Below are 20,426 nucleotides of genomic sequence, written 5' to 3'. Positions count from 1 at the left end.
TCGACAGCTTCTGGGCTTGTCCGTACCGGTGGGAAGCATTGCGCCGGTGACATTGTTACGGCGGGTATGACCGCCTTGGGGTTCCACGAGGGGGAACTTGCGGTGCAGCGCCGGGCTGGTGTCGCAGCCGAAGCCGGGCGTCTGGAGAACATGCTTGGCTCGTCGGGCCTGTCCCACGGCGCAGCGCGCTTCCTAGCGTCCCAGCGGTTCGCCGCGCTGACCGGACGCGATCACAACGGCGTGCTCTGGGTTTCGCCGTTGGCCGCACCGGCGGGTTTTCTCCGTGGGCAAGAGGATGTATTGCGCGTGTCGGCCGCTCCCCGTCTCGGGGATCCACTGCACGAGATCCGAATCGGTCAGCAGGTCGGCCTGATTGCCATCGACTTCGCCACCCGCCGCAGGCTACGGATAAACGGCGAACTTATCGGTGCGGACAACGCAGGCATGGCCGTCCGCATCGACCAGTCGTACGGCAATTGCCCCAAGTACATTCATCCCCGCGCGATCGATGTCGCTCGACTTGCTGCCCCTGCTTCGAAACGCTTGGGACGCGCAACGCTGCTCGGGCCGTCCGATCAAGCGATGATTGCGACGTCCGACACGTTCTTCTTGGGCACCAGCCATCCCACACGCGGTAGCGACGCATCACACCGCGGAGGCCCATCCGGGTTTGTCCGTGTCGAATCGCCGGACCGGCTGTGGTGGCCGGATTTTCCGGGGAACAACATGTTCAACAGCTATGGCAACCTGGCCGTCGACGACGAAGCCGCCTTGCTCTTCGTCGATTTCGATACCGGCGCCACTTTGCACGTCACCGGGACCGCGCACGTGCGGTGGACCACGCCCGGCGCGGCCGGTGATGATGGCGCCGTTGGAAGGAATGTCGCGTTCTCGGTCGGCGCCGTCGCAACGCCCGCCGGTGGTCATGCATGAGTAGCGACTCCCGACGACCCGCCCGGGATCGGGCGGCCGGTGGCCTGCTGAGCCTCGACGGTGTCGGGCAACGGTCGTCGACGAATCGCGGGTGCCTCGGCCGACGCCTCGACGACGCGCTCGGCGCGGGCTTCGCGCTGATCACCACGGTCCGACCGACCGCTGTCGCGCAAGCATCACCGCGGTATCGCGGCTTCGTCGTCCTGATCCCCAAACCGGGCGATGTCTTGGCGACGTGGTTGCGCGGCGCCGGCCAGCCGTGATGTCGCGGCTTTGTGCGCCTGGACTACGAATGCTGCGTGATCGGTGAGCGCGTTATGCGGATTGCGGCCGTGCGACGATGACCGGTACCCGGACCGAGTGCAGGACCGCGTTGCTGACCGAGCCCAACACCATCCTGCTCAGGCCGCCCCGACCGTGACTGCCGACGACCACAAGCTGCGCAGTCTGCGACTGATCGATGATGTGGCGCGCCGCCCGGTCTTGGGCGATGAGCCGGTGGACGGTGACGTCGGGATAGCGTTCTTGCCAGCCCGCCAGGCTTTCGGCGAGGCTGCGTCTCGCTTCGTCTTCGACTGCCGGCCAATCGATTTCGAACACATCGACCACCGCGGCGTCGCTCCATGCGTGGAAGGCTATTAGGTCGACACCGCGACGAGACGCCTCGTCGAACGCGATTTCTGTCGCGAGTTCGGATGCCGGCGAGCCGTCGGTGCCCAGGAGGACGGGAGCGGTTTGTGGATCCGGCAGTTCTTCGTCCCGCAGGACCGCCACCGGGCAATTCGCATGCCGCACTACGGTCGAGCTCACCGACCCCAGCAGACCACGTGCCAGTAACCCGCGGCCGGAGCTGCCCATGACGATCATCTCCGCCGAATGCGACATCTTCAGCAGGGCCGGCGCGGGCGCTGAGAACACCAGTTTCCTGCCGATGGGTACCGTGCGGCCCGCCGGCATCGCCTCTTCGGCGATTTTCGTCGCATGCATGATCGCTTTTTGGCCTTCGTCTTCCAGGCTCGTGACGAGGGACTCGGGGTACGGAACGGGCGGGAAAGTCGCGGCGGGGGTCGACACGGCGTGCACGACGGTCAGCGGAATGTTTCTCATCACCGCTTCCCGGGCCGCCCAGCCCGCGGCGACAGTTGACGCCGGCGAACCGTCGACCGCGACAACGATTCCGAGTTCTTTGACGGGTGCGGACATGGGTTCTCCCTCCAACGTGAACGACGCTATCGCAAGAGGACGGGTCAAGTCGTGAGGCTTTAGTCCTCGGTAGCTGGGACAGAGGTCCACCCCCGTTGGCTAGACCTTGCGCGGTTGCAGTTGGGCGACGATCCAGACCGGCAACGCCACGAACGCCGTTCCGCCGATGAGGTTGCCGACGGTGGTGATGCCGATCTTGGTGCGGTCGATTCACCGGCCCGACCAGAAACACCACACGCGGCGAGCGGCGCCGTGGCGCACCCGCGACGCGCCAGTAGCGAGATTTGCTCAGCTGAACAGGGTTTGGCCTATGTAGTGGCCTTCAGCGGGCGCCGGAGGCACCGCGAAGATTGCCGAGCCGATGTGACGGATGTATTCGTTGAGCAGATCGTGGGCACCCAGGCGGTTCTGCAGGCGGATAAAATCTCCGGGATCTTTTTGGTACGAGATGAACAGCAGACCGGCGTTGAGTTGGCCGTTGGCGTCGAGGCCGTCGGTGTAGTTGTAGGACCGCCGGCGGATCATGATGCCGTCGTTGTTTTCCCGGGCGGCAAGGCCGACGTGAGACATCGGATCGATGAGTGGGTTGCCGTCGGGGCCTTTGGCGGCGAAATTCGGTGTGTCGAATTCGTTCTTGCCGCTCAATGGCGCCCCCTCTTCTTTGGTGCGCCCGAAGATCCGCTGCTGATTGCCGATCCGGTCGACATCCCAGGTCTCCATCAACATCCGGATTTTGCGGACGACTTGGTAGGTACCACCGTTCATCCACGGCTGGTCGCTGTGGTCGACCCAGACGAATTTGGCGTACTCGGCGTCGGTGGCGATGTTGCGGGTACCGTCTTTGAATCCCAGGAGGTTTCGTGGCGTGTGCTGGCCGGGTCCGGCGGAGGCTCGACCGAAACCCAACACCGCCCAGTACGGCGAAACGATGTTCCGGCCGAGCCTGGCCAGGTTGCGCACCGCGTGGTAGCACACCTGGGGGTCGTCGGCGCAGGCTTGCACCGACAGGTCGCCGCCGCGCAGGCGGGGATCCAGGTTGTCCCCATTCAGCGGTGGCAGGTCGCTGAACACGACCGGGCGCCGGGCGGCCAACCCGAATCGATCGCCGAACAGCGACGGCCCCAACCCGATGGTGACGGTGAGACTGGCGGGGCTCAGCCCGTAGGCCTCCCCCGTGTCGGCGGGAGGCTGCACCTCGATCTGTGGCTGTACCGTCCCGACCGGCTTGCCCTGCTGCAGGATCGCGGCGGCGGCCGACCACCGCGCCAACAGGGTCTGCAACTCGGTGCGGCCCGTGCCGCCCGCCGCCGAGAACGACATAAACATGGCGTAACGTTGTGGCGGCGTGTCGATTCCGCCTTGGTGGGGCTGCCCATAGAAGGGGTAACCGCGGCGCAGATCGACGGTGTCGTCATCGTCACCGTGTTGTTCCGCGGCGATGGCGTGACCGGCGAAGCCGCCACCGACGGCACCCAGGGTGGCACCGCCGAGTCCGGCCAGCATGGCGCCGCCGAGCGCGCGCCGGCGCGATACCGTTGTTGAATCCGCCGGGCCGCCTGCGTTGTTCGGGTCGCCGTCGGCGGCTTCGGTGATGTCTTCGGTCATGATCAGCCGGCCGTGACGACTTTTTGGGCGACGGTGGACAGGCTCTGATGCAGCGGCTGGATCACCGCAGTCAGCTTCGGTGCGTCGCTGGCCTTCAGCGCGGGGGTGTAGGTCTTGTAGCCGCCGAGCGCGGCCGGGTCGCGGTACCCGTCCAGCGTGGCGAGCACTGTTTGGAATTGCTGATCGATCTGGTGGACCAGATTGCCGTCGATCTTCTCCAGCCCCGGACGGAGCGAGGCGTACGCCTGCTGGGCGCCTTCGACATTGCCCGAAAAGTCCACTAGGTCAATGTGACTGAAGGCCTCCTCTTCACCCGTGATTTTGGTGTTCTGAACCTCTTCGATCAGGTCGCTGGCGCCGTTTGCCAGATCCTCGGGCTTATACTGCAGGGTCGCGACGATGCCGTTCAATTTGTCGACGTTGCCTAGGAGTTCGGTGCTGAAAGCCTTGGTCCCCGGTGTGATCGCGCCACCCTGCCACAGATCGCGCTCGATGGCGTGGAAGCCCTTCCAACCGACCTTGGCGTCGACCGGCGTCGACTCACGCATGTCGATCAGATAGTCCAGGTTGCCCGCATTGTCACCGACCGCGAAGCCCGGAAGTACGAAGCCCTCCACGGTGGATTCCGAACGCTCCCAGAACAACCGGGCCTTGGCGTAGGTAGCCTTCGCCGCGTCGATGTTGCCCGATTGCACTGCGGCATCGAGCGCCTTGACGCCGTCGTTGAGCTGACCGATCTGGTTGACGATGTAGGCGGCGTAGTCCTTGGTACCCTGGCCGAGGATGGTCGCCACGGTGCCCGTTGGGGTGGCCGGCGCCGCACCGGTCACCGTCAGAGTCTGATACTCGGTGCTCGCGCCCGGACAGTAGACCTGGTAGGAGCCGCCGTCCAGCGAAAGCGTGAACGACACCGGATCCAGGCCGGGCGCAAGGTTCTCTTTCTCACCCACAATCCGCTGATCCCTGAGCAATTCGACCTCGCTGATGCCAGGCGCGTTCGTGTTGGCGACCGTGAAGGTCACCGGCCCGGCGGGCACGCTGTTGGTGTCCAATGCGCAGCCGTCCCGGCCCCCGCTGTTGGACATGGTCACCTTGATCGCGTTGGTGCCAGCGGGCTTCGATTGCTGAGCGTGGTTCGACTTATCACCCGAGTGGCCGCATGCGGTCGCCATCGACACCACCGCGGCAACAAGAACCGTTGCAGTCAAACAGAACTCACGAGACCGGCACGCTATCGAGGTGATGCGCCGCACCATCAATCGATTTCCTCTCATCCTCTCGCCGGCGGTCCACGCGCGCCGAGGCTGTCGCAAACAGCGCGCACGCCAACGCAAAACCAGCTAGTGTCAGCGGAATCCAGAGATTCCACAGCCGCCGCTCCCCGCGATTGCGCTCACTCGCGGCGATTTCAGCGAGTTTCGAGTGGTCTTCGGCCGCGGACGTGGACCAGTCAGTTTCCAGCCCACCAAGGCTGACGGTTTTGGCCCCTGCCAACCCACCGCCGGTCAAAAGCGCCGTGCGGTTGCTCGTCGCGTGCGCACTGACCACCGAATCACCCCGCGCGAAGACGGTATACACGGTGGTCGTTGACCATTGGCCCTGAAAGGGTCCTGGGGTGCGTCCCGCCGCGAGGCCGACCGGCAGCCGGCCCCCCGTCATACTCAGCAACTGGTCCAGCGTGACTTGCGGCGCACCGTCGGCCCCGGTGACCTCGGAAGCCTGCCATACCTGTACGGGCACGCCGTCGATTGTTTGGTCGTCCGCCGGGACAAGCACGATGTTGCGGACGGTCGAGGTGCCCTGGCGGGCGACGCTCAGCTCGCGTCCGTGTGGCCCGGCCACCATCGACACCGCGGCGGTGTGGCCGGAGCGGTCGGTGACGGTCCGCACCGGCATCGTCGGCGACGAGCCAGCCGCGGGCGTCATGATCACCAGCCCCGCCCCGACGATGATGAGCACCGCCGACGTCGCCGCGAACAGCCGGCTGCGGGCTCGGGGCGTCGCCGCGAGCCGGGCGGGCCAGAGAAAAACGACCAGCACCGGCACGGCATACAGCAGCCACCCCAGCACCTCGATGAGGCGAGGGTCGGCGGGGATGCCGAAGACGCCGGTCGTCGCCGCGCCCAGCACCGAATTGCTCGGTATCCAGCCGGACAGATCGAGCAACTGCTGCTGGCCAATGCTCACCCAACCGGCCTCGTGCGCGGTGCGCAGCGCGCCCAGCACCAGCCCGGCGGCGATCAGCACCAGGAACACCCCGGTGACCCGGAAGAACCGGCCGAGGTTGAGCCGCAGGCCGCCGTAGTACAGGCCCACGCCGAGCCCGACCGCCACCAGGATGCCCGCGACGCCGCCCAGCACGGCGAACCACCGGTTGCCGTGCGACGTCTCGGCGGCGGCGAGCAAGAACACCGACGTCTCGAACCCCTCCTTGAGGACGGCGAGGAACGCCATCGCAGCCAGGGCGAACGCGCCACCACGGTTGACCGCCCGACGGGCGTCACGCTCGAGCTCCCCCTTGAGCTGCGCGGCGTTGCCGTTCATCCAGATGATCATCGACGTCACGAACACCACCGCGATGGCGTTGATGACGGTTTCCATCATCTCCTGCTGGGTCTGCGGCAGGCTCGCGGCGACCAGGTCGAGGCCTACACCCACGCCGACGCTGAGCAGCACGGCCAGGGCGACGCCGGTAAACATCGGTCGGACGGACCGGCCGTTTCGCTTGAGGAAGGCGCCGACGATGCTCACGATCAACGACGCCTCTAGGCCTTCGCGGAGACCGATGAGGAACGTGCCAATGAATACGCCGAATATGCCCTGCATACGCCTTATTTCCGTCCCGCCTGTCGGGACCGTCGGCTTAGCGTAGCCGAACTGAAGCGAGGGGCATCAGCCCTGGTCCACCGGTTGCCGCGTCAGGAGACCGGCGCGGTCACGAAGTCGATGAGTTCCTCGACCCGGCTGATGAGCGCCGGCTCCAGATCGTTCCAGTCGTGCACCCGCGACCGGATATGCCGCCAGGCCCTGGCGATGTCCGCCTGATCGTGGTGGGCCAGACCGAGCGCCCGGCACACGCCGTGCTTCCAGTCCACCTGCCGCGGCACCTTCGGCCACGCATCCAGGCCCAACCGCTGCGGTTTGACGGCCTGCCAGATGTCGACGTACGGATGTCCGACGACCAGAGTGTCGGTGCCGCCGGGGCCCCGCCGCACCGCATCGGCGATCCGCGCCTCCTTGGAACCCGCCACCAGGTGATCGACAAGCACCCCCAGCCGGCGCCCAGGACCCGGGGCGAACTCGGCGACAATGTCGACCAGGTCGTCGACGCCACCGAGCTGCTCGACGACGACACCTTCGATTCGCAAGTCCTCGCCCCACACCTGCGCGATGAGCTCTGCGTCGTGGCGGCCTTCCACGTAGATTCGGCTGGCCCTGGCGACCCGGGCGCGAACGCCTGACACGGCGATCGAACCGGACGCGGTCCTGGCCCCGGCGGTCGGCGCGGGCCGGCGCGGCGCGATGAGAATGACGGGGTGCCCGTCGAGCAAATACCCTGGGCCCAAAGGGAAGCCACGCACATGACCGCGTCGATCTTCTAGATCCACCCGCCCGTATTCGACGCGCACCACCGCGCCGACATATCCCGTCTCCACGTCCTCGACCACCAGGCCCAGTTCGGCCGGATGCTCGGTCGAGCGGCGCTTGCGTCGTCTCGCGGCGAGTACATCGGTCCCATAGCGATCCACCACGCGGCAATACTAGAAAGGGTTGCGGCCAAACCTTGTTACGGCGCGCCATGTTCGGCGGATCGTCACCGAAGTCACTTCCGATGCGCCGGCAACACCGCTTAAAAAAATTGCGTTTTAACTGTGTGGCGTTACCCAGCTGATGGCGTCGTCAATGGTACGTTGCTAGCTAAGCAAGCACTGCCGCTTACGCGCAACTTGCGGCGTTAGCGAGGTGGACATATGGACCTGTCGCATTGGGTGACGAGCATTATGGCGTTCGTCCGGGCCGGCTACCCCTCCGGCGTGCCGGCCGCCGGGTATGTGCCCATGGCGGCGTTCACCCGCCGACGGCTCTGCGGCGACGACATCACCGCCATCGCAATGGATCTCGTCTGGCGTCGGATCTGGCCGATCAGTTCCATCGATATCGGCGTGGAGATCACCCGCATCACCAATCAGCTGCCCTCCCCTGACGACGTCGCGCGTGTCCAGCGTCGAGTCCATGCGCTCCGCTGCTACCGCGGATAGGCATCGCCGACCGACTCAGCGCCGCAGCATGATCAACAGGTACGGCGGCCATCCACGCCGAAGAAGTGCAGGTGCCCGGGTTGCGGGTGCAGCCGGACCCGGCTGCCCTTCTGCGGTGGATTGCGCCCGTCGGTGCGGGCGACGATGGGCGCGTCGATCACCTTGCCGGAGCCGGTGATTCGGCCATATAGGTAGGCGTCTGCGCCCAGCTCCTCCACCACGTCCACCTCGACCTCGACACCGAGGCCACCCAGCTCGAAATGTTCGGGACGAACCCCGACGACAACCTCACCGGCGGTGCTGGTGATTTCCCGGGGCAGCGTTATCGGCCAATCACCCAGCGACACAGTGGAATCCACGATGGGAAGGGTGAACAGGTTCATCGCCGGCGATCCGATGAAACCCGCCACGAACACGTTGCCCGGGTTCCGGTAGAGCTCGCGGGGCGGCGCGAACTGCTGCAGCACGCCGTCGCGCAGGACGGCGACGCGGTCACCCATGGTCATGGCCTCGACCTGGTCGTGGGTGACGTAGACGGTGGTGGTGCCCAGCCGCCGTTGCAGTGCGGCAATCTGGTTACGCGTCTGCACGCGGAGTTTGGCGTCGAGGTTGGACAGCGGTTCGTCCATCAAGAACACGTGCGGCCGGCGCACGATCGCGCGGCCCATCGCCACTCGCTGGCGTTGTCCCCCGGACAGCTCCTTCGGCTTGCGATCGAGATAGGGTTGCAGGTCAAGAAGTTTCGCCGCGTCCAAGACCCGCTCACGAATCTGGTCCTTTGGTGTCCTGGCGATCTTCATTGCAAAGCCCATGTTCTGGGCCACCGTCATGTGCGGGTAGAGCGCATAGTTTTGGAAAACCATCGCGACGTCGCGATCCTTGGGATCGATGTTGGTGACGTCTCGCTCGCCGATCCGGATATTCCCGGAGTCAACGACTTCCAGTCCAGCAACCATCCGCAGCGATGTGGTCTTGCCGCACCCGGACGGTCCGACCAGGACGACGAATTCGCCGTCACCAATGACGAGGTCGAGGTTGTCCAGGGCCGGACGGTCAGCTCCCGGATAGCGCCGGGTCGCGTGGTCGAATGTCACCGAGGCCACGGCTAGCCGCCCATCCCCGTGACGGCGATTCCGCGGACGAACGAGCGTTGCGCGATCGCATAGATGATGACCAGTGGCAGCATGATGAGCATCGAGGTTGCCATCAGAACCGGCCACCGGGCGACATATTCGCCCTTCATCCGGACCAGGCCAAGGGTCAGGGTGGCCAGGCTGTCACGCTGAATCATCAGCAGCGGCCACAGGAAATCGTTCCAGACGTTGACCCAGGTGAGCACGGCGAGCACCATCACCGCCGGTCGCGCATGGGGCAGCAGGATTCGCCAATAGACCTGCCATGGTGAACAACCGTCGAGTATCGCCGCCTCCTCCAAATCGGTGGGCAGGGTGCGAAAGAACTGCCGCATCAGATACGTACCGAATGCGCTGCCGAACAAGCCCGGCACAATCATCGCCCACGGTGTGTCGACCCAGCCCAGCGTCCGCATCACCAGGAACTGTGGGATCACGGTGACGGTCAGCGGCACCATCAACGTGCCGAGATACACGACGAACAACGCGTCGCGGCCACGGAAATCCAGTCGCGCAAAGGCGTATCCGGCCAGTGAGCAAAAAAAGACATGCCCGGCGGTGACGCAGCCCGCGTACAGCACGGTGTTGAAAAACATTCGCCCGAAGGGCATCAACTCGAACACCTCGGAGTAATTGGACCACCGCGGGTGGGTAGGCAGCAGTGTGGGTTCGCTGACCTCGCCTTCCGTTTTCAGCGAACCCGACACCGCCCACGCAATCGGGAACAGGGCACACCACGCGACGGCGAGCAGCGCTCCGTACACGATGCCGCCGCGCACCACAGTGTGCCTGATAGCCCCCTCACTTAAGCCCACGCGACGTCTCCAGAGATCGTCGATGGCTGATCCGCAACTGCACCACGGTCAGCACCAGCAAGACGGCGAACATCACCCAAGCCAGCGCGGAGGCGTACCCGAATTCCAGGAACGAGAAGGCGTGCTGGTACAGCATGATGCCCAGGACGTAGGTCGCCGATTCGGGCCCGCCGCTCGGGCCGTTGAGGACATAAATCATGTCAAACGCCTGGAAGGCGTGGATGACCGAGATGATGATTACGAACGATATCGAACCTCGGATCAGTGGAACGGTGATGGAGACGAATTGCCTTATCTCGCTGGCACCGTCGATCTTGGCCGCCTCGTAGACCGTTCCCGGTACGCCTTGCATCGCGGCCAGCAGGACGACGGTGGCGAAGGGCACGCTACGCCACACGCTGACGATGCACAGCGAGGCCATGGCCCAGTGAGGATCAACCAACCACGGGACCGGGCCAAGCCCCAGCCATCCAAGCATGATGTTGAGCAAGCCGTTGTCGGTGTTGAAAACGAATTGCCACACCACCGCCATCACCACCGATGAAATAGCCAGCGGCAGAAAGACAATGGTTCGGAAGACGCCGATGCCCCTGACCTTCTGGTTCAGCATCCCAGCGACGCCCAGGCTGACGAGGACCGTCGGCACCACCGTTCCGAGCGTGAAGATCACCGTGTTGCCGATCGCGATCAGGAAGAGCGGATCGGAGGTGAATAATTCTTTGAAGTTCTGTACGCCCACGAATTTTGGCGGGGTGAACACATCCCACCGCTGAAAGCTCATGTAGAGGGAGAAGCCAAGTGGGAACAGCATGAACACCGCGACCGACGCCATGTTGGGCGCCACGAACAACCGACCGGCCCACGCGTGCCGTCGCCAAGGGCTATTGTCCTTCCGGGCCCTCCTGGCCGGGGCGATCGCGCCGGCCGCGTCGGTCGAGGTCATGGGCTGCGCAGCACTTCGTCCACGGAGCGAGACAATCCGTTCAACGAGCTGGCCGGCTGGTTGCCTCGCAGGATGGGACCGAAGTTGCGGTCCATCAAGGCATTTACCTTCTCCCACGCCGGCGTGATCGGCAAGCCTTGGGAAAGGGCGGGCCCTTCGGTGAGCACACTGAGATTGTCGAGCCGTCGATGAGCCTTGGCGAATCCGTCCGATCGCAGCGCTGAGCGCAGCACCGGAACGAACAGACACGTCTCACCGATCAACGCTTGCCCGATGGGACCGGTCGCGAACTTCACGAATTCCCACGCCTGCTCCTTGCGGGGGCTGCTCGCCGAGATGGCCAGTCCGGTTGCGCCGATATCGGAACACGCGGCGTGACCCTTTCCCAGCGCGGGGCCGACCGGCAACGGGGCGACATCGAAATCCAGATCCTCGGCCCGAATGTAGGTCTGGTAGCGCCAATGACCGCCGAGCGCGATCGCCGCTCGTCCAACCGCGAAAAGATTGGGTGTCGACATCGACTGGGTCTCCGATGCGCTGGGCGCAACCCGGTAGGTGTTGGCCAGATCGGCGTAGAACTGTACCGCTTCCTGGAACCGCCCCTGGTCGAAGTTGAAGTGGCTCGGATTCAGCCGCGGGTTGGACCAGGCAACGCCGTTGTTCATCGCGAACAGGCCGGCCGAGTAGTAGGTACCCCAGGTGTTGACGAAGCCATACTGCGCGGCCCGTCCGGCTGCGTCACGCTTGGTCAGAGCGCGCGCGGCGTCCAGGAATTCGCTGAAGTCCCAGGGCTGTTCCCACGTTTTGGGCGGCGCCGGCACGCCGGCTTCAGCGAAGAGCCGCTTGTTGTAGAACATGTAGTTGCCCGACCACTGCTCGGGCAGCGCGTACTGCTTTTCGTTGAATGTGAAGGTTTCATACAGCTCCGGAATGCTGTCGCCCTTGAGCTGGTCGGCAAACGCTTTGTCGCGTGCCAAGAGCGTGTTCATGTCCAGCAGGACACCGCGCTCGGCGAGCTCGGCGTAGGACAGTTCCCACGTCATCAGCACATCGGGGCACTTGCCGCCGACGCAGAACGTCGAAAGCTGTTGCATGACGCTCGGACCGGACTGCAGCGGCCGAACCTTGATATCGGGATGACGGCGCGCAAACTCGTCGACGATCCGCATCCTTGCGTCGCGCTCGTCGGGGTTGGCCGCGAAAAAGAAGGTGAGGGCGTCGTCTTCGGGCGCACACCCGGCCGGCCACGGTGCCAGCGCGGCCGCGGACAGCGCGCCTGCGCCCCGCAGCAGGTTGCGCCGTCCGAACGGTTTATCGAGCATGACTCTCCCGGCCTTGCCCCGTAGCCGGCTTTTTGGCCGACTGTGTCTGACGTCCTTGGTACCCGATGAGCTTGTGATGTTCCTGGATCGGCCACCGCGGCAGCGTCAACGCGGTCCGACGGATTCGCTCGGCATTGCCGGTGATGTCGATCGTGTGGATGCGACCGTCGGCGCCGATGCCGATCACCAGCAGGACTTGAGCGCGCCCGCGGGCCGCGAGCACGATGCCCGGCGCCCCGTCGATGAGCATGACAGCACCGGCGCGTGCTCGAAGCGCGAACCGACGAGTTTCCACCGCGACCTCGCGGGCGCCGCGCAACGTTGTCGGCACGTCGGCCGGGACGAGCGCCGGGTCGACCGTGCGCACCACCTCGGGCGCCAACAGTTCGAGCAGGCCCGCGATGTCACCGCCGCGTGAGGCCGTCAGGAACGCCTCGACCACCTTCAGGTGCGTGGCCGTCCGGCGCCCAGGGTCGGCCGGCTCGGCATGAAGACGGCTACGCGCCCTGCTGGCCAGCTTTTTGGTCGCGTCCGGTGACCGATGCATCACCGCGGCGATCTGTTCGAACGGCATCGCGAAGACGTCGTGCAGCACGAACGCGACGCGCTGCGCCGGGGACAGCCGGTCGAGCACTACGAGCAGCGCGCTGCTCACCGACTCCGTCAGCAGGGTGTCTTCGTCGGCCGGTGCCGTCTGGGCCAGCCGGTCCAGCTCCTCGGTCCCGGCTATCGGTTGTTCGGCGCGCCGCTTGCGCACCCGAAGCTGGTCGAACGCCTCGCGTGCGGTGATGGTCGTGAACCAACCGGTGAGATTCTCGACGGCATCGAAGTCGGCACGACTGGCCTTGAGCCACGCCGACTGCACGGCGTCGTCGGCGTCGTCCACCGAGCCCAGCAGCTGGAACGCCACCGACCTCAGATGTCGTCGGTCGGCGTCGAAACGCGCCGCCAGATCCGCTAAATCGCTTGTTGCGCTCATGGGTCACCTTTTCCGCACGAGAGTCGTCAAGAAGATGACCGCGTCCAAACAGACTTCCTGAGGCAAAGGAGACAGCACCATGACCTTACCGATTGTGCGCCGCGACGCGCAGCGCACGCACTCGACTCGCCGCTGCGGAATTTGCTGCGCGACAAGGGATTGATCCAGATGAACACCGCACTTGTCGTCATCACACTGATTACCGCCGCAATCACCGCCGCGATCGCCATCGCCGACCTGGTTCCTGCGCGATTCGTCCTGGCGAACTCTGCCGAGGTCGGGGTCCCGCGGTCCTGGTTACCGGCCCTTGGCGCCGTGAAGTTGGCCGGAGCCGTCGGGATCGTTGTCGGTTTGCTGGGGCCGCGGCAATTGGGCATCGCGGCCGCCGCCGGCCTGGTTGCGTTTTTCGTCGGTGCGGTGGTTACGCACCTGAGGGCGCACGTCCTGTACAACATCGCGTTTCCCGGAGCGTTCTTGTGCCTGTCCGCGGCGTCGCTGGCGCTGATGGTGGCTCGGTGAGACAACACGTTGGATCAGGCGGGAAAGTACCTGATCCGGTTGATGGCATCGCCGCGCCACGCCACATCGGCGAACACGATGGCGCGCCCGTGACTCGAGTTCAGTGACACCGCCACGGTGGGGCCCGCGCTGTTCATCTTGATTGCGCCGGCTCCCTCCAGTTGCTCCACCAACTCGGCCAGTTCGAGAGGGTCGCGATCACCCAAAGTTATTGCGGCATTTGAGGACAGCACCCGCGCCGCAGCAAAGCTGTCTTTCCGTGCGACGGCGTCGAGGAACGCCGTCAGCAGCTGCTGGTGACGCACTCCCCCTCGCCGGAATCCGGTCATGAAACCCGCGGTCCCGCGCCAGCCTTGGTTGCGCAACAGACCCCTGGACAGGTTCAGCGCGGGGCCCACCGCACCCGAGCCGGTGCGGAGGAACTGCAACATCATGGCGGGAAGCTCCCAGTAGGCACGCAATTCGCCAATCTTCCACTCGCCGTTGGCTTCTCGGAGGTCATAGCGGAGGAAGGCGGGAATGTACATGGTCACGGCCGAACCCATCGCCACCTCCAGCTCGAGGTCACGCACCACCGTCGTGCCGACCACGAGGTCGAGATCGCGATGGAACGTGATGTCACGTGGACCGATGAACGTGTCGTAGAAGCGCCCGATCTGCTCATGCCCCACGTGCGGTCGCGAGCCGACCGGGTCCTCGATCCGGCCGTCACCGGTGAACAGTCCCACCCACCCGGCGCGATCGTGCGCGGCGGCCGCCTGCGGCGAACGCTCTACGGCGGCGAGCAGACGTTCCCGGTCCAGCGGCACCACCACTACGGTCTCCCGACCAACTCGATGCCGGCGGAGCGCATTTCCGTCAGCGCTTCGGCGGCCGAGTCCACGGCGGCGGCCGCGGTCAGGTCCACCAGGACCCGGGTGGCCAGGCCGGCGGCTGCGGCGTCCTCGGCGGTCCGCCGCACGCAGAAGTCGGTGGCGATGCCGACAACGTCGACCTCGTTCACCCCCCGCCGCCGCAACCACCCAAGCAGCGTCGTCCCTTTCTCGTCGACGCCCTCGAAACCGCTGTACGCCGCGGAGTGAGCACCCTTGCGAAAGACGGCATCGACGCGTCGGATGTCGAGTTCCGGGCGGAAATTCGCGCCCTCGCTTCCGGCGACGCAGTGCACGGGCCAGGAGCAGGAATAGTCGGGGTGGTCGGAGAAATGATCACCCGGGTCGATGTGAAAGTCCTGGGTCGCGACGATGTAGTGATAGCCCCGGTCACCGGACAGATATTCGTTGATCGCGGACGCCACCGCGGCGCCGCGGGCCGTCGGCACGGAGCCGCCCTCGCAGAAATCGTTTTGCACGTCGACGATGATCAACGCTCGCACGCGCTCCACCCTATCGGGGCGCACCTCGATGTCTACGGCCGTCTAGCTGGGGATATCGACGCAACGGTTTGCTCGACAGGCAGCCGGGTAATACACCGGCCATGGTGCTCAGGAGAATCGCGCGACCCCTGTTATCAGTGGCATTCATCGGGCAAGGCGTCAATTCGTTGCTCAATCCCAAATCGGCGGCCGAGGCCGCCGCGCCGGCAGTGGACGGCCTTCAGGCGTTGCCGGATTCGGTGAGCAGCAGCATTCCCAGCGACCCCGAGACCGTCGCCCAGATCACCGCCGTCGTGCAAATCGGTGGCGGACTGCTGCTCGCCACCGGCAAACTCCCCCGCATCGCCTCGGCGGCGCTCGCGGTCACGGTGCTGCCGGCCAACCTAGGGACGCATTCGTTCTGGAACGAAAGCGACCCGGTGGCCAAAGCTCAGAAACGACAGCAATTCCTCACCGACCTCAGCCTGCTGGGCGGACTGTTGATCGCCTCGGCCGACACTGCTGGCAAGCCGTCCCTCGGGTGGCGTGGCCGGCGTGCGGCGGAACGGCTCTCCGAGCGGGTGTCATCAGCGTGGCCCGGTTCCGACGACTCGGCCTTCGATGCCGATTTCTCCGAGCTGGGTGATCGAATCGCGCACGGCTTGCAGATCGGCGCGGAACGGGGCCGCGAACTCGCCAGCACCGCGGCAGAGCGCGGCGCCCCCTACGCCGAGGCCGCACTCGAACGCGGCCGCGAACTCGCCAGCACCGCGGCGGAACGAGGTGCGCCCTACGCCGAGGCGGCACTCGAACGTGGCCGGGAGCTGGCCAGCACCGCGGCCGAGCGTGGTAGGCCGCTGGCGAAGAAGGCCCGCAAGCGCGGGGAGCAATGGGCCGACGAGGCCGCCGACCGCGCCGCCTATCTGGCCGAGAGGGCGCGGCAACGCAGCGAAGAGCTCGCGGACGAGGCCGCCGACCGCGCCGCGCCGCTGGCCAAGAAGGCCCGCAAGCGCAGCGAGAAGCTGGCCAAGAAGGCCCGCAAGCGCAGCGAGAAGCTGGCCGGCACAGCGCGGGCGCGCGGCGAGGAATTCGCCGAGACCGCCCGTCAGCGCGGCAGCGACCTGGCTGACACCGCGCGCGAACGAGTGGGCAGTCAGGTCGACACGGGCCGCCGCAAGCTGCCGTGGTAGCGGGTCGAACTAGCCGGGCCAGCGTGCCCGCAGGTTCTGCGGCCCCCAGGTGGGCCATTCTGGCGCACCGACGGTCAGGCCGCCGCTGAGTTGTGCGGCGATGCGCGGACCGCGAAGCCGGCTGTTGTCGTAGACCGTTGCAAGGTCGGACAAAGCGATGGCTTCGGAGACCGGTGCCCATAGCCGGCGATGGCGTTGGCGAATTTTTGTTTCCGGCACGTCGTGACCGCCTGCTGTCACGCGGTGCCGGACGCGTTCGACGGCGAGGTCTTCCGGGACGAGCAGCACATGCAGCGCGACAGTGAAGCCCGCATCGCGGGCGGCGTGGATGAAGTCGAGTTTCGAGGGATGGGAAAACACCGTCTCGGCGATGAAGGACCGGCCCAGTTCGATCAGTTTTGCGCGGGTGTCGGCGGCGATGCGGGCGGCGTCGTAGGAGTGCGACGCCGGATCCTCCGGCCAGCGCTGCCTCGCGATCTCGTCGGCGTTGACCACGAGGCTTCCGGGCAACAAAGGTGCCAGGGTAAACGCGATGAACGTGGACTTACCGGCGCCGTTCGGTCCGACCACCAGATCAAGTCGATCCATCGGACCGCCGAATCGCCGACGAACGCCGGATCAGCGTCCGCCCGCGAGCACCACCGCGGCGCCGTCGGGGCGATGCTCCACGATCTCGCCGTCGTCGTTGAGGGCTACGGTGGTGACCCCTTGCCCGGCCAGCGTCGCCCCGTAGTTGGCACGTGCCAGGCTTTCTTCGATGGCGGCGGAGATTTCGGCGTTGAACACCACGCCCTCCTCGACCGTGAGCGCACTGGTCGACAGCTGGCCGGCGAGTGCGGCTTCGACCCGTCGCCGCGAGGCCGAGTGCTGGCTGGACACCGCTCGTCCGACCCGCGCCCAGTGGTCGAGTTGCTGCTTGGCCGAGCGGCTCTGGCGGGCACCCTCCGCCGCCGCACTATCCATCAGGTCGGACGCAACCCGCGTGACACGATCGAGAGCCTCGGCCATGGCTTCCTCCAATGCAACATTTCGTTACAAGCTGTAGCATAATGCTACACGACTGGGATCGGCTCTGGCTACCCGCAACCCTTCAAGACGGCATCCACGATAGCGTCGACGTCAGGCCCGATGTCGACGGTCAGGCCGGCCTCGTCGGGACCGAGGGGTTCCAGGGTGTCCAGTTGCGAGCGCAGCAGCGCGGCCGGCATGAAGTGGTCAGTGCGGGCTGCCAGCCGGTCGGCGATCACTTCCGCCGAACCTGCGAGGTGCACGAACTCTACTTCCGGGCAGTGCGTGCGCAGCTGGTCGCGATACGCCCTTTTCAGCGCCGAACAACTCACCACGGCGCCGTCGCGGTGCGTGGCCAACCAGTCGCCGACCCGCTCCAACCATGGATGGCGGTCGTCGTCGTCGAGCGGTTCGCCCGCCGCCATCGTGGCGATGTTTGCCGCCGGGTGCAGGGTGTCGGCGTCGACGAACGGGACCCGCAAACGCCGCGCGAGTGCCGCCCCCACCGTCGACTTGCCGGATCCCGAGACGCCCATCACCACGACGGGGGCCGGTCCACTCACCTAAGTCTGTTCGCCGAGGTTGCGGTTCCATTCCAGCCAGCCGACACCGCTACGTCCGTCGGCGGTGCTGACCGCCGCCCAGACGCGGGGAAACTGGCTGACCCGCCCATCCGTCGCGACGAGGCGGACGGGCGCCTGACCGCGCACCTCGACCTCCGCGGTGATGTCCGCGGGCTGTAACACCAGCGTCGCGTCCAGCGGTAACCCATTGCCGGAGAAGGACTCTCGTGAGTCCACCGTCTGTAATTCGGTGACTTTGCCGTCGCCATCCTGTGCGTAGCCGATGCTGAACGCGGGCGACCCGGGAATCCGGATGTTCACGGCGTGCAGGTGGGTACCGTCGTCGAGGTGCAGCGCGCTCCACATCCAATCCATGCCCCACCAATCGCGCACCCCCCACGAGTGATCACGCTGGCCGGCAACGGATTCCAGACGATAACTGTGGTCATCAATGATGACGCCGCCCGTGACGGTGCAAGGGATTTCATAACGCGTCGTCACCCCGTACTTGTACGGCGTGCCATCGGTGGTCCACACCAAGTTGACGGCCAGCTCGGCCGGGGTTCCGGGCTCCCCGCGCAACAACGCCGACGGATCGGGGTAAGCCTGGCCCCGCGCCCGGACGTCGACGCGGTAGCTCTGCAGGGGCGCCTGGGCGGAATGGGCGAGCTCGACCTCATCGGTGCGCAGGGCCCACGGATCCGACGGCAGCGGCACTTGCGCGTCGACGGCGACGGTCGGCATGTCGGGTCCGCACAACACCACGTGCACCCACGCGATCTGCTCGTTGGCCACTCGGCCCAGGCGAAACCACCCGCCCAATCCCTGTGCCGCATCGACGAAGTCGGCGTACCAGCTCTCACTCCACAGCGGCTCGGCGGTGGGATCGTGGGCGAGTTCGTCCTCGGCCGACGGTCGCAGCGGCTCGGGTGCCACCGCTTGGGGCAGTGTGGACAACGCGTCCGTGTCGAGGACGTGGTCGCAGTGTCGCCGCAGCATCGTCATGAACATCTGGTCGCCGCGGTCGGTGCGCTCGACCAGCATCGACGAGACGATCGCCATCATCACCCCGAAGAAGGTCTGCCGACGTACGCCGTCGGCGACGTCGGCCAGGGTGAGCGGCGCCTGCGGGCCGAGCGCCTCGTGGTAGGCCCGCAGCAACGCATCGTAGTGCTGCCGGCGGTCCTCGGTGGGCAGCGCGCAACCGAGGAAGTAGGCCAGGTCGGTCAGGGCCGGGCCCCAGGACACGGTCTGCCAATCGACCACCGTCAGTGCGCGATCCGCGCCGTCGGTACCGAACAGCATGTTGTCCAAGCGATAGTCGCCGTGCACCAGGCCCTGGACACGCCCCGGCTGGGACGCCTCCGCCGCGCCCTCCTTTTCCAAGGCGAGGTAGCCGTCGAACGCGGCCACCAGGCGCTCGCACACCAGGCGGTGCTCCGGCGCGATCTGGTCGCCGTAGCGTTCGACGAAACCCGCATACAGCGGGGTGATCATGGCCTGGTTAAGCGGGGCCGCACGGTTGAGCCACGGCGCTTCTGCCAGCGAGGTGTCGCCGAGCAGGGGTCCGTGCAGCCGGCCCAGTTCTACGACGCCGAGGTGAGCCTGTTCTATTGTGGCGCCGGCGATTTCGTCGCCGACGACGGCCGGATCGGCATCCCCCAGCAACAGATCGAACACCCCGGTCGAGGTGTCGACCGCCGCGTGGTAGCACGGCGCGATTGGTCCGCCCAGACGTGGCGCGATGTCGCCGTAGAAACGCACCTCCCGCTCGTAGAGACCGAGCGCCAGGCCGGTCTGCCGGCTGACCGGATCGGTGGCCGCGACCTTCAGCACCACTGACTCGGGCCCCTCCGCGGGTCCTTCGGCATAACTGAGCCGGACGCGATAGCACTCGCTCATCTGGCCGGTACCGATGCGCTCCACCGAGAAATCGCTGATGGGTCCGGTGCCGATGACCGCGGCCAGCCACGAGGCGGTCAGGTCACTGGGTCGTTCGATGACTTGCTCGGTCTCGGCATGCATGGGGGTTAGCGTGCCAGGTCAACGCGCCAGTGAGAAGCCGTCCCATGCCATTCGGCGATATGGGTATGGGTCGAACTCGACGCGGGACTTGCGGTCGAAGACCATCACGGCTCGGTCTTCAGCGGTGTAGAGGGGCCAGTCCTCGCCCGGGACCCCGGCGCGGCTGAACGCGTGCCACCGCCGCTGCACCTGGTTGCTGACGCGCAACGCGGCCCGCTGGTCCGCCGCCGCGGTCAACAGTGCGCCGAACCTGGTGCGGTAGACGTCGAAAACCGCGAGCAACTCGGTGGCGTGGGTGGCGCCGAAACCGGACCACCGCAGCGTGCGCGGGGCGTAGTCATACCGGTAGAGGTATGTCGGTGCGTGCGCGCCGTGAGCCTCGGCGATCTGCCAGGCCGCCGACGCGAACGCGAAGTCACCGCCGAGCCGGATGCAGGCCTCCCGGTCGGGATAGTCGGGGTATGCGGCGGTAATGCGTTCGCGGATCGCGGGATCCGCCTCGGCCAGCAGCTCTTCGACCATCGTCTCGTTTGTCGGCAACATCGCCAGGAACCGGGTGAACAACCGTCCCTCTT

At 66.1% G+C, this 20,426-nt stretch carries 22 protein-coding genes and 1 pseudogene; 5 read left to right on the top strand and 18 right to left on the bottom strand.

The features are described 5' to 3' along the window. Positions 1-66: 66 nt before the first annotated feature. Positions 67-933, top strand: a complete 867-nt coding sequence (locus A5686_RS24235; RefSeq protein ID WP_067939735.1) for a pyridoxamine 5'-phosphate oxidase family protein — start codon at positions 67-69, stop codon at positions 931-933. After that, positions 930-1,196: a hypothetical protein gene (locus A5686_RS24230; RefSeq protein ID WP_067939733.1), complete on the top strand. Its 267-nt coding sequence runs from the start codon at positions 930-932 to the stop codon at positions 1,194-1,196. Before A5686_RS24235 ends, A5686_RS24230 begins: the two co-directional genes overlap by 4 nt. A 52-nt stretch (positions 1,197-1,248) precedes the next feature. Here A5686_RS24230 and A5686_RS24225 read toward each other — a convergent pair whose 3' ends face one another. The 6 genes and pseudogenes from A5686_RS24225 to A5686_RS24205 form a co-directional block, all read right to left on the bottom strand. Then, the gene (locus tag A5686_RS24225) at positions 1,249-2,136 is read right to left on the bottom strand and encodes a universal stress protein (protein ID WP_067939730.1); all 888 of its coding nucleotides are present in this window, start codon (positions 2,134-2,136) and stop codon (positions 1,249-1,251) included. Between the two features lie 99 nt (positions 2,137-2,235). Continuing rightward, positions 2,236-2,337 (bottom strand): annotated as a pseudogene (locus A5686_RS28520) (formate/nitrite transporter family protein); the annotation flags it as partial. Between the two features lie 87 nt (positions 2,338-2,424). Then, a complete protein-coding gene (gene efeB, locus A5686_RS24220; protein WP_067939727.1) occupies positions 2,425-3,741 on the bottom strand; it encodes an iron uptake transporter deferrochelatase/peroxidase subunit in 1,317 nt (438 codons plus the stop codon). A 2-nt stretch (positions 3,742-3,743) separates the two neighbouring features. Further along, on the bottom strand, positions 3,744-4,919 hold the full coding sequence (efeO, locus tag A5686_RS24215; protein ID WP_197520694.1) for an iron uptake system protein EfeO: 1,176 nt from the start codon (positions 4,917-4,919) through the stop codon (positions 3,744-3,746). A 37-nt stretch (positions 4,920-4,956) separates the two neighbouring features. Further along, positions 4,957-6,567 carry an iron uptake transporter permease EfeU gene (gene efeU, locus A5686_RS24210; protein ID WP_067939725.1) on the bottom strand — a complete coding sequence of 537 codons (1,611 nt, stop codon included), beginning with the start codon at positions 6,565-6,567 and terminating at the stop codon, positions 4,957-4,959. Between the two features lie 92 nt (positions 6,568-6,659). Beyond that, positions 6,660-7,493, bottom strand: coding sequence for a DUF3097 domain-containing protein (locus A5686_RS24205; protein WP_067939722.1), 834 nt, complete (start codon positions 7,491-7,493; stop codon positions 6,660-6,662). 219 nt (positions 7,494-7,712) lie between these two features. Between A5686_RS24205 and A5686_RS24200 the strand changes: the two genes are divergently transcribed. Continuing rightward, the gene (locus A5686_RS24200) at positions 7,713-8,000 is read left to right on the top strand and encodes a DUF3349 domain-containing protein (protein WP_067939721.1); all 288 of its coding nucleotides are present in this window, start codon (positions 7,713-7,715) and stop codon (positions 7,998-8,000) included. A 32-nt stretch (positions 8,001-8,032) separates the two neighbouring features. Here the strand turns inward: A5686_RS24200 and A5686_RS24195 are convergent, their stop codons facing one another. From A5686_RS24195 to A5686_RS24175, 5 genes are all read right to left on the bottom strand, one after another. Continuing rightward, a complete protein-coding gene (locus tag A5686_RS24195; RefSeq protein WP_067939718.1) occupies positions 8,033-9,103 on the bottom strand; it encodes an ABC transporter ATP-binding protein in 1,071 nt (356 codons plus the stop codon). A 2-nt stretch (positions 9,104-9,105) separates the two neighbouring features. Then, complete coding sequence (locus A5686_RS24190; RefSeq protein WP_369829740.1) at positions 9,106-9,927, bottom strand: carbohydrate ABC transporter permease; 822 nt, start codon at positions 9,925-9,927, stop codon at positions 9,106-9,108. 7 nt (positions 9,928-9,934) lie between these two features. Continuing rightward, positions 9,935-10,780 carry a carbohydrate ABC transporter permease gene (locus A5686_RS24185; protein WP_156750225.1) on the bottom strand — a complete coding sequence of 282 codons (846 nt, stop codon included), beginning with the start codon at positions 10,778-10,780 and terminating at the stop codon, positions 9,935-9,937. A gap of 107 nt (positions 10,781-10,887) precedes the next feature. Further along, a complete protein-coding gene (locus tag A5686_RS24180) occupies positions 10,888-12,213 on the bottom strand; it encodes a sugar ABC transporter substrate-binding protein (protein ID WP_067939713.1) in 1,326 nt (441 codons plus the stop codon). Beyond that, positions 12,203-13,192 (bottom strand): sigma-70 family RNA polymerase sigma factor, encoded by a 990-nt coding sequence (locus A5686_RS24175; protein ID WP_067939710.1) that lies wholly within the window; start codon positions 13,190-13,192, stop codon positions 12,203-12,205. Before A5686_RS24175 ends, A5686_RS24180 begins: the two co-directional genes overlap by 11 nt. A 168-nt stretch (positions 13,193-13,360) precedes the next feature. On the opposite strand from A5686_RS24175, the gene A5686_RS24170 reads away from it, so the two are divergent. Further along, the gene (locus A5686_RS24170; protein ID WP_067939777.1) at positions 13,361-13,711 is read left to right on the top strand and encodes a DoxX family protein; all 351 of its coding nucleotides are present in this window, start codon (positions 13,361-13,363) and stop codon (positions 13,709-13,711) included. 14 nt (positions 13,712-13,725) lie between these two features. On the opposite strand, the gene A5686_RS24165 is transcribed toward A5686_RS24170, so the two are convergent. Together A5686_RS24165 and pncA are read right to left on the bottom strand one after the other, a co-directional pair. Beyond that, positions 13,726-14,526 carry a ketosteroid isomerase family protein gene (locus tag A5686_RS24165; RefSeq protein ID WP_067939708.1) on the bottom strand — a complete coding sequence of 267 codons (801 nt, stop codon included), beginning with the start codon at positions 14,524-14,526 and terminating at the stop codon, positions 13,726-13,728. Next, positions 14,526-15,086, bottom strand: coding sequence for a pyrazinamidase PncA (pncA, locus tag A5686_RS24160; protein ID WP_082947807.1), 561 nt, complete (start codon positions 15,084-15,086; stop codon positions 14,526-14,528). Before pncA ends, A5686_RS24165 begins: the two co-directional genes overlap by 1 nt. A 101-nt stretch (positions 15,087-15,187) precedes the next feature. Between pncA and A5686_RS24155 the strand changes: the two genes are divergently transcribed. Next, positions 15,188-16,255, top strand: a complete 1,068-nt coding sequence (locus tag A5686_RS24155) for a DoxX family membrane protein (RefSeq protein WP_067939703.1) — start codon at positions 15,188-15,190, stop codon at positions 16,253-16,255. A gap of 9 nt (positions 16,256-16,264) precedes the next feature. On the opposite strand, the gene A5686_RS24150 is transcribed toward A5686_RS24155, so the two are convergent. From A5686_RS24150 to A5686_RS24130, 5 genes are all read right to left on the bottom strand, one after another. After that, complete coding sequence (locus A5686_RS24150; RefSeq protein WP_067939700.1) at positions 16,265-16,843, bottom strand: AAA family ATPase; 579 nt, start codon at positions 16,841-16,843, stop codon at positions 16,265-16,267. 30 nt (positions 16,844-16,873) lie between these two features. Next, positions 16,874-17,263 (bottom strand): hypothetical protein, encoded by a 390-nt coding sequence (locus A5686_RS24145; protein ID WP_067939697.1) that lies wholly within the window; start codon positions 17,261-17,263, stop codon positions 16,874-16,876. Between the two features lie 68 nt (positions 17,264-17,331). Continuing rightward, positions 17,332-17,826, bottom strand: coding sequence for a gluconokinase (locus A5686_RS24140; RefSeq protein ID WP_067939694.1), 495 nt, complete (start codon positions 17,824-17,826; stop codon positions 17,332-17,334). Continuing rightward, positions 17,827-19,851, bottom strand: a complete 2,025-nt coding sequence (locus A5686_RS24135) for a phosphotransferase (protein ID WP_067939691.1) — start codon at positions 19,849-19,851, stop codon at positions 17,827-17,829. 18 nt (positions 19,852-19,869) lie between these two features. Continuing rightward, the coding region (locus A5686_RS24130) for a carboxylesterase family protein (protein ID WP_156750222.1) at positions 19,870-20,426 on the bottom strand (557 nt) is incomplete at its 5' end.

The organism is Mycobacterium sp. E2479 (genome assembly GCF_001667925.1).
Classification (GTDB): domain Bacteria; phylum Actinomycetota; class Actinomycetes; order Mycobacteriales; family Mycobacteriaceae; genus Mycobacterium.
Note: the sequence above shows the minus strand (reverse complement) of the source record. Positions and strands in the feature narration are given on the sequence as shown.

Coding starts and splice junctions, on each gene's coding strand:
- A5686_RS24145 (WP_067939697.1), bottom strand. CDS start 17,263: ATGGCCGAGGCTCTCGATCGTGTCACGCGGGTTGCGTCCGACCTGATG.
- A5686_RS24180 (WP_067939713.1), bottom strand. CDS start 12,213: ATGCTCGATAAACCGTTCGGACGGCGCAACCTGCTGCGGGGCGCAGGC.
- A5686_RS24200 (WP_067939721.1), top strand. CDS start 7,713: ATGGACCTGTCGCATTGGGTGACGAGCATTATGGCGTTCGTCCGGGCC.
- A5686_RS24225 (WP_067939730.1), bottom strand. CDS start 2,136: ATGTCCGCACCCGTCAAAGAACTCGGAATCGTTGTCGCGGTCGACGGT.
- A5686_RS24150 (WP_067939700.1), bottom strand. CDS start 16,843: ATGGATCGACTTGATCTGGTGGTCGGACCGAACGGCGCCGGTAAGTCC.
- A5686_RS24155 (WP_067939703.1), top strand. CDS start 15,188: ATGGTGCTCAGGAGAATCGCGCGACCCCTGTTATCAGTGGCATTCATC.
- A5686_RS24185 (WP_156750225.1), bottom strand. CDS start 10,780: ATGGCGTCGGTCGCGGTGTTCATGCTGTTCCCACTTGGCTTCTCCCTC.
- A5686_RS24230 (WP_067939733.1), top strand. CDS start 930: ATGAGTAGCGACTCCCGACGACCCGCCCGGGATCGGGCGGCCGGTGGC.
- A5686_RS24135 (WP_067939691.1), bottom strand. CDS start 19,851: ATGCATGCCGAGACCGAGCAAGTCATCGAACGACCCAGTGACCTGACC.
- A5686_RS24235 (WP_067939735.1), top strand. CDS start 67: ATGACCGCCTTGGGGTTCCACGAGGGGGAACTTGCGGTGCAGCGCCGG.
- efeU (WP_067939725.1), bottom strand. CDS start 6,567: ATGCAGGGCATATTCGGCGTATTCATTGGCACGTTCCTCATCGGTCTC.
- efeB (WP_067939727.1), bottom strand. CDS start 3,741: ATGACCGAAGACATCACCGAAGCCGCCGACGGCGACCCGAACAACGCA.
- A5686_RS24170 (WP_067939777.1), top strand. CDS start 13,361: ATGAACACCGCACTTGTCGTCATCACACTGATTACCGCCGCAATCACC.
- A5686_RS24175 (WP_067939710.1), bottom strand. CDS start 13,192: ATGAGCGCAACAAGCGATTTAGCGGATCTGGCGGCGCGTTTCGACGCC.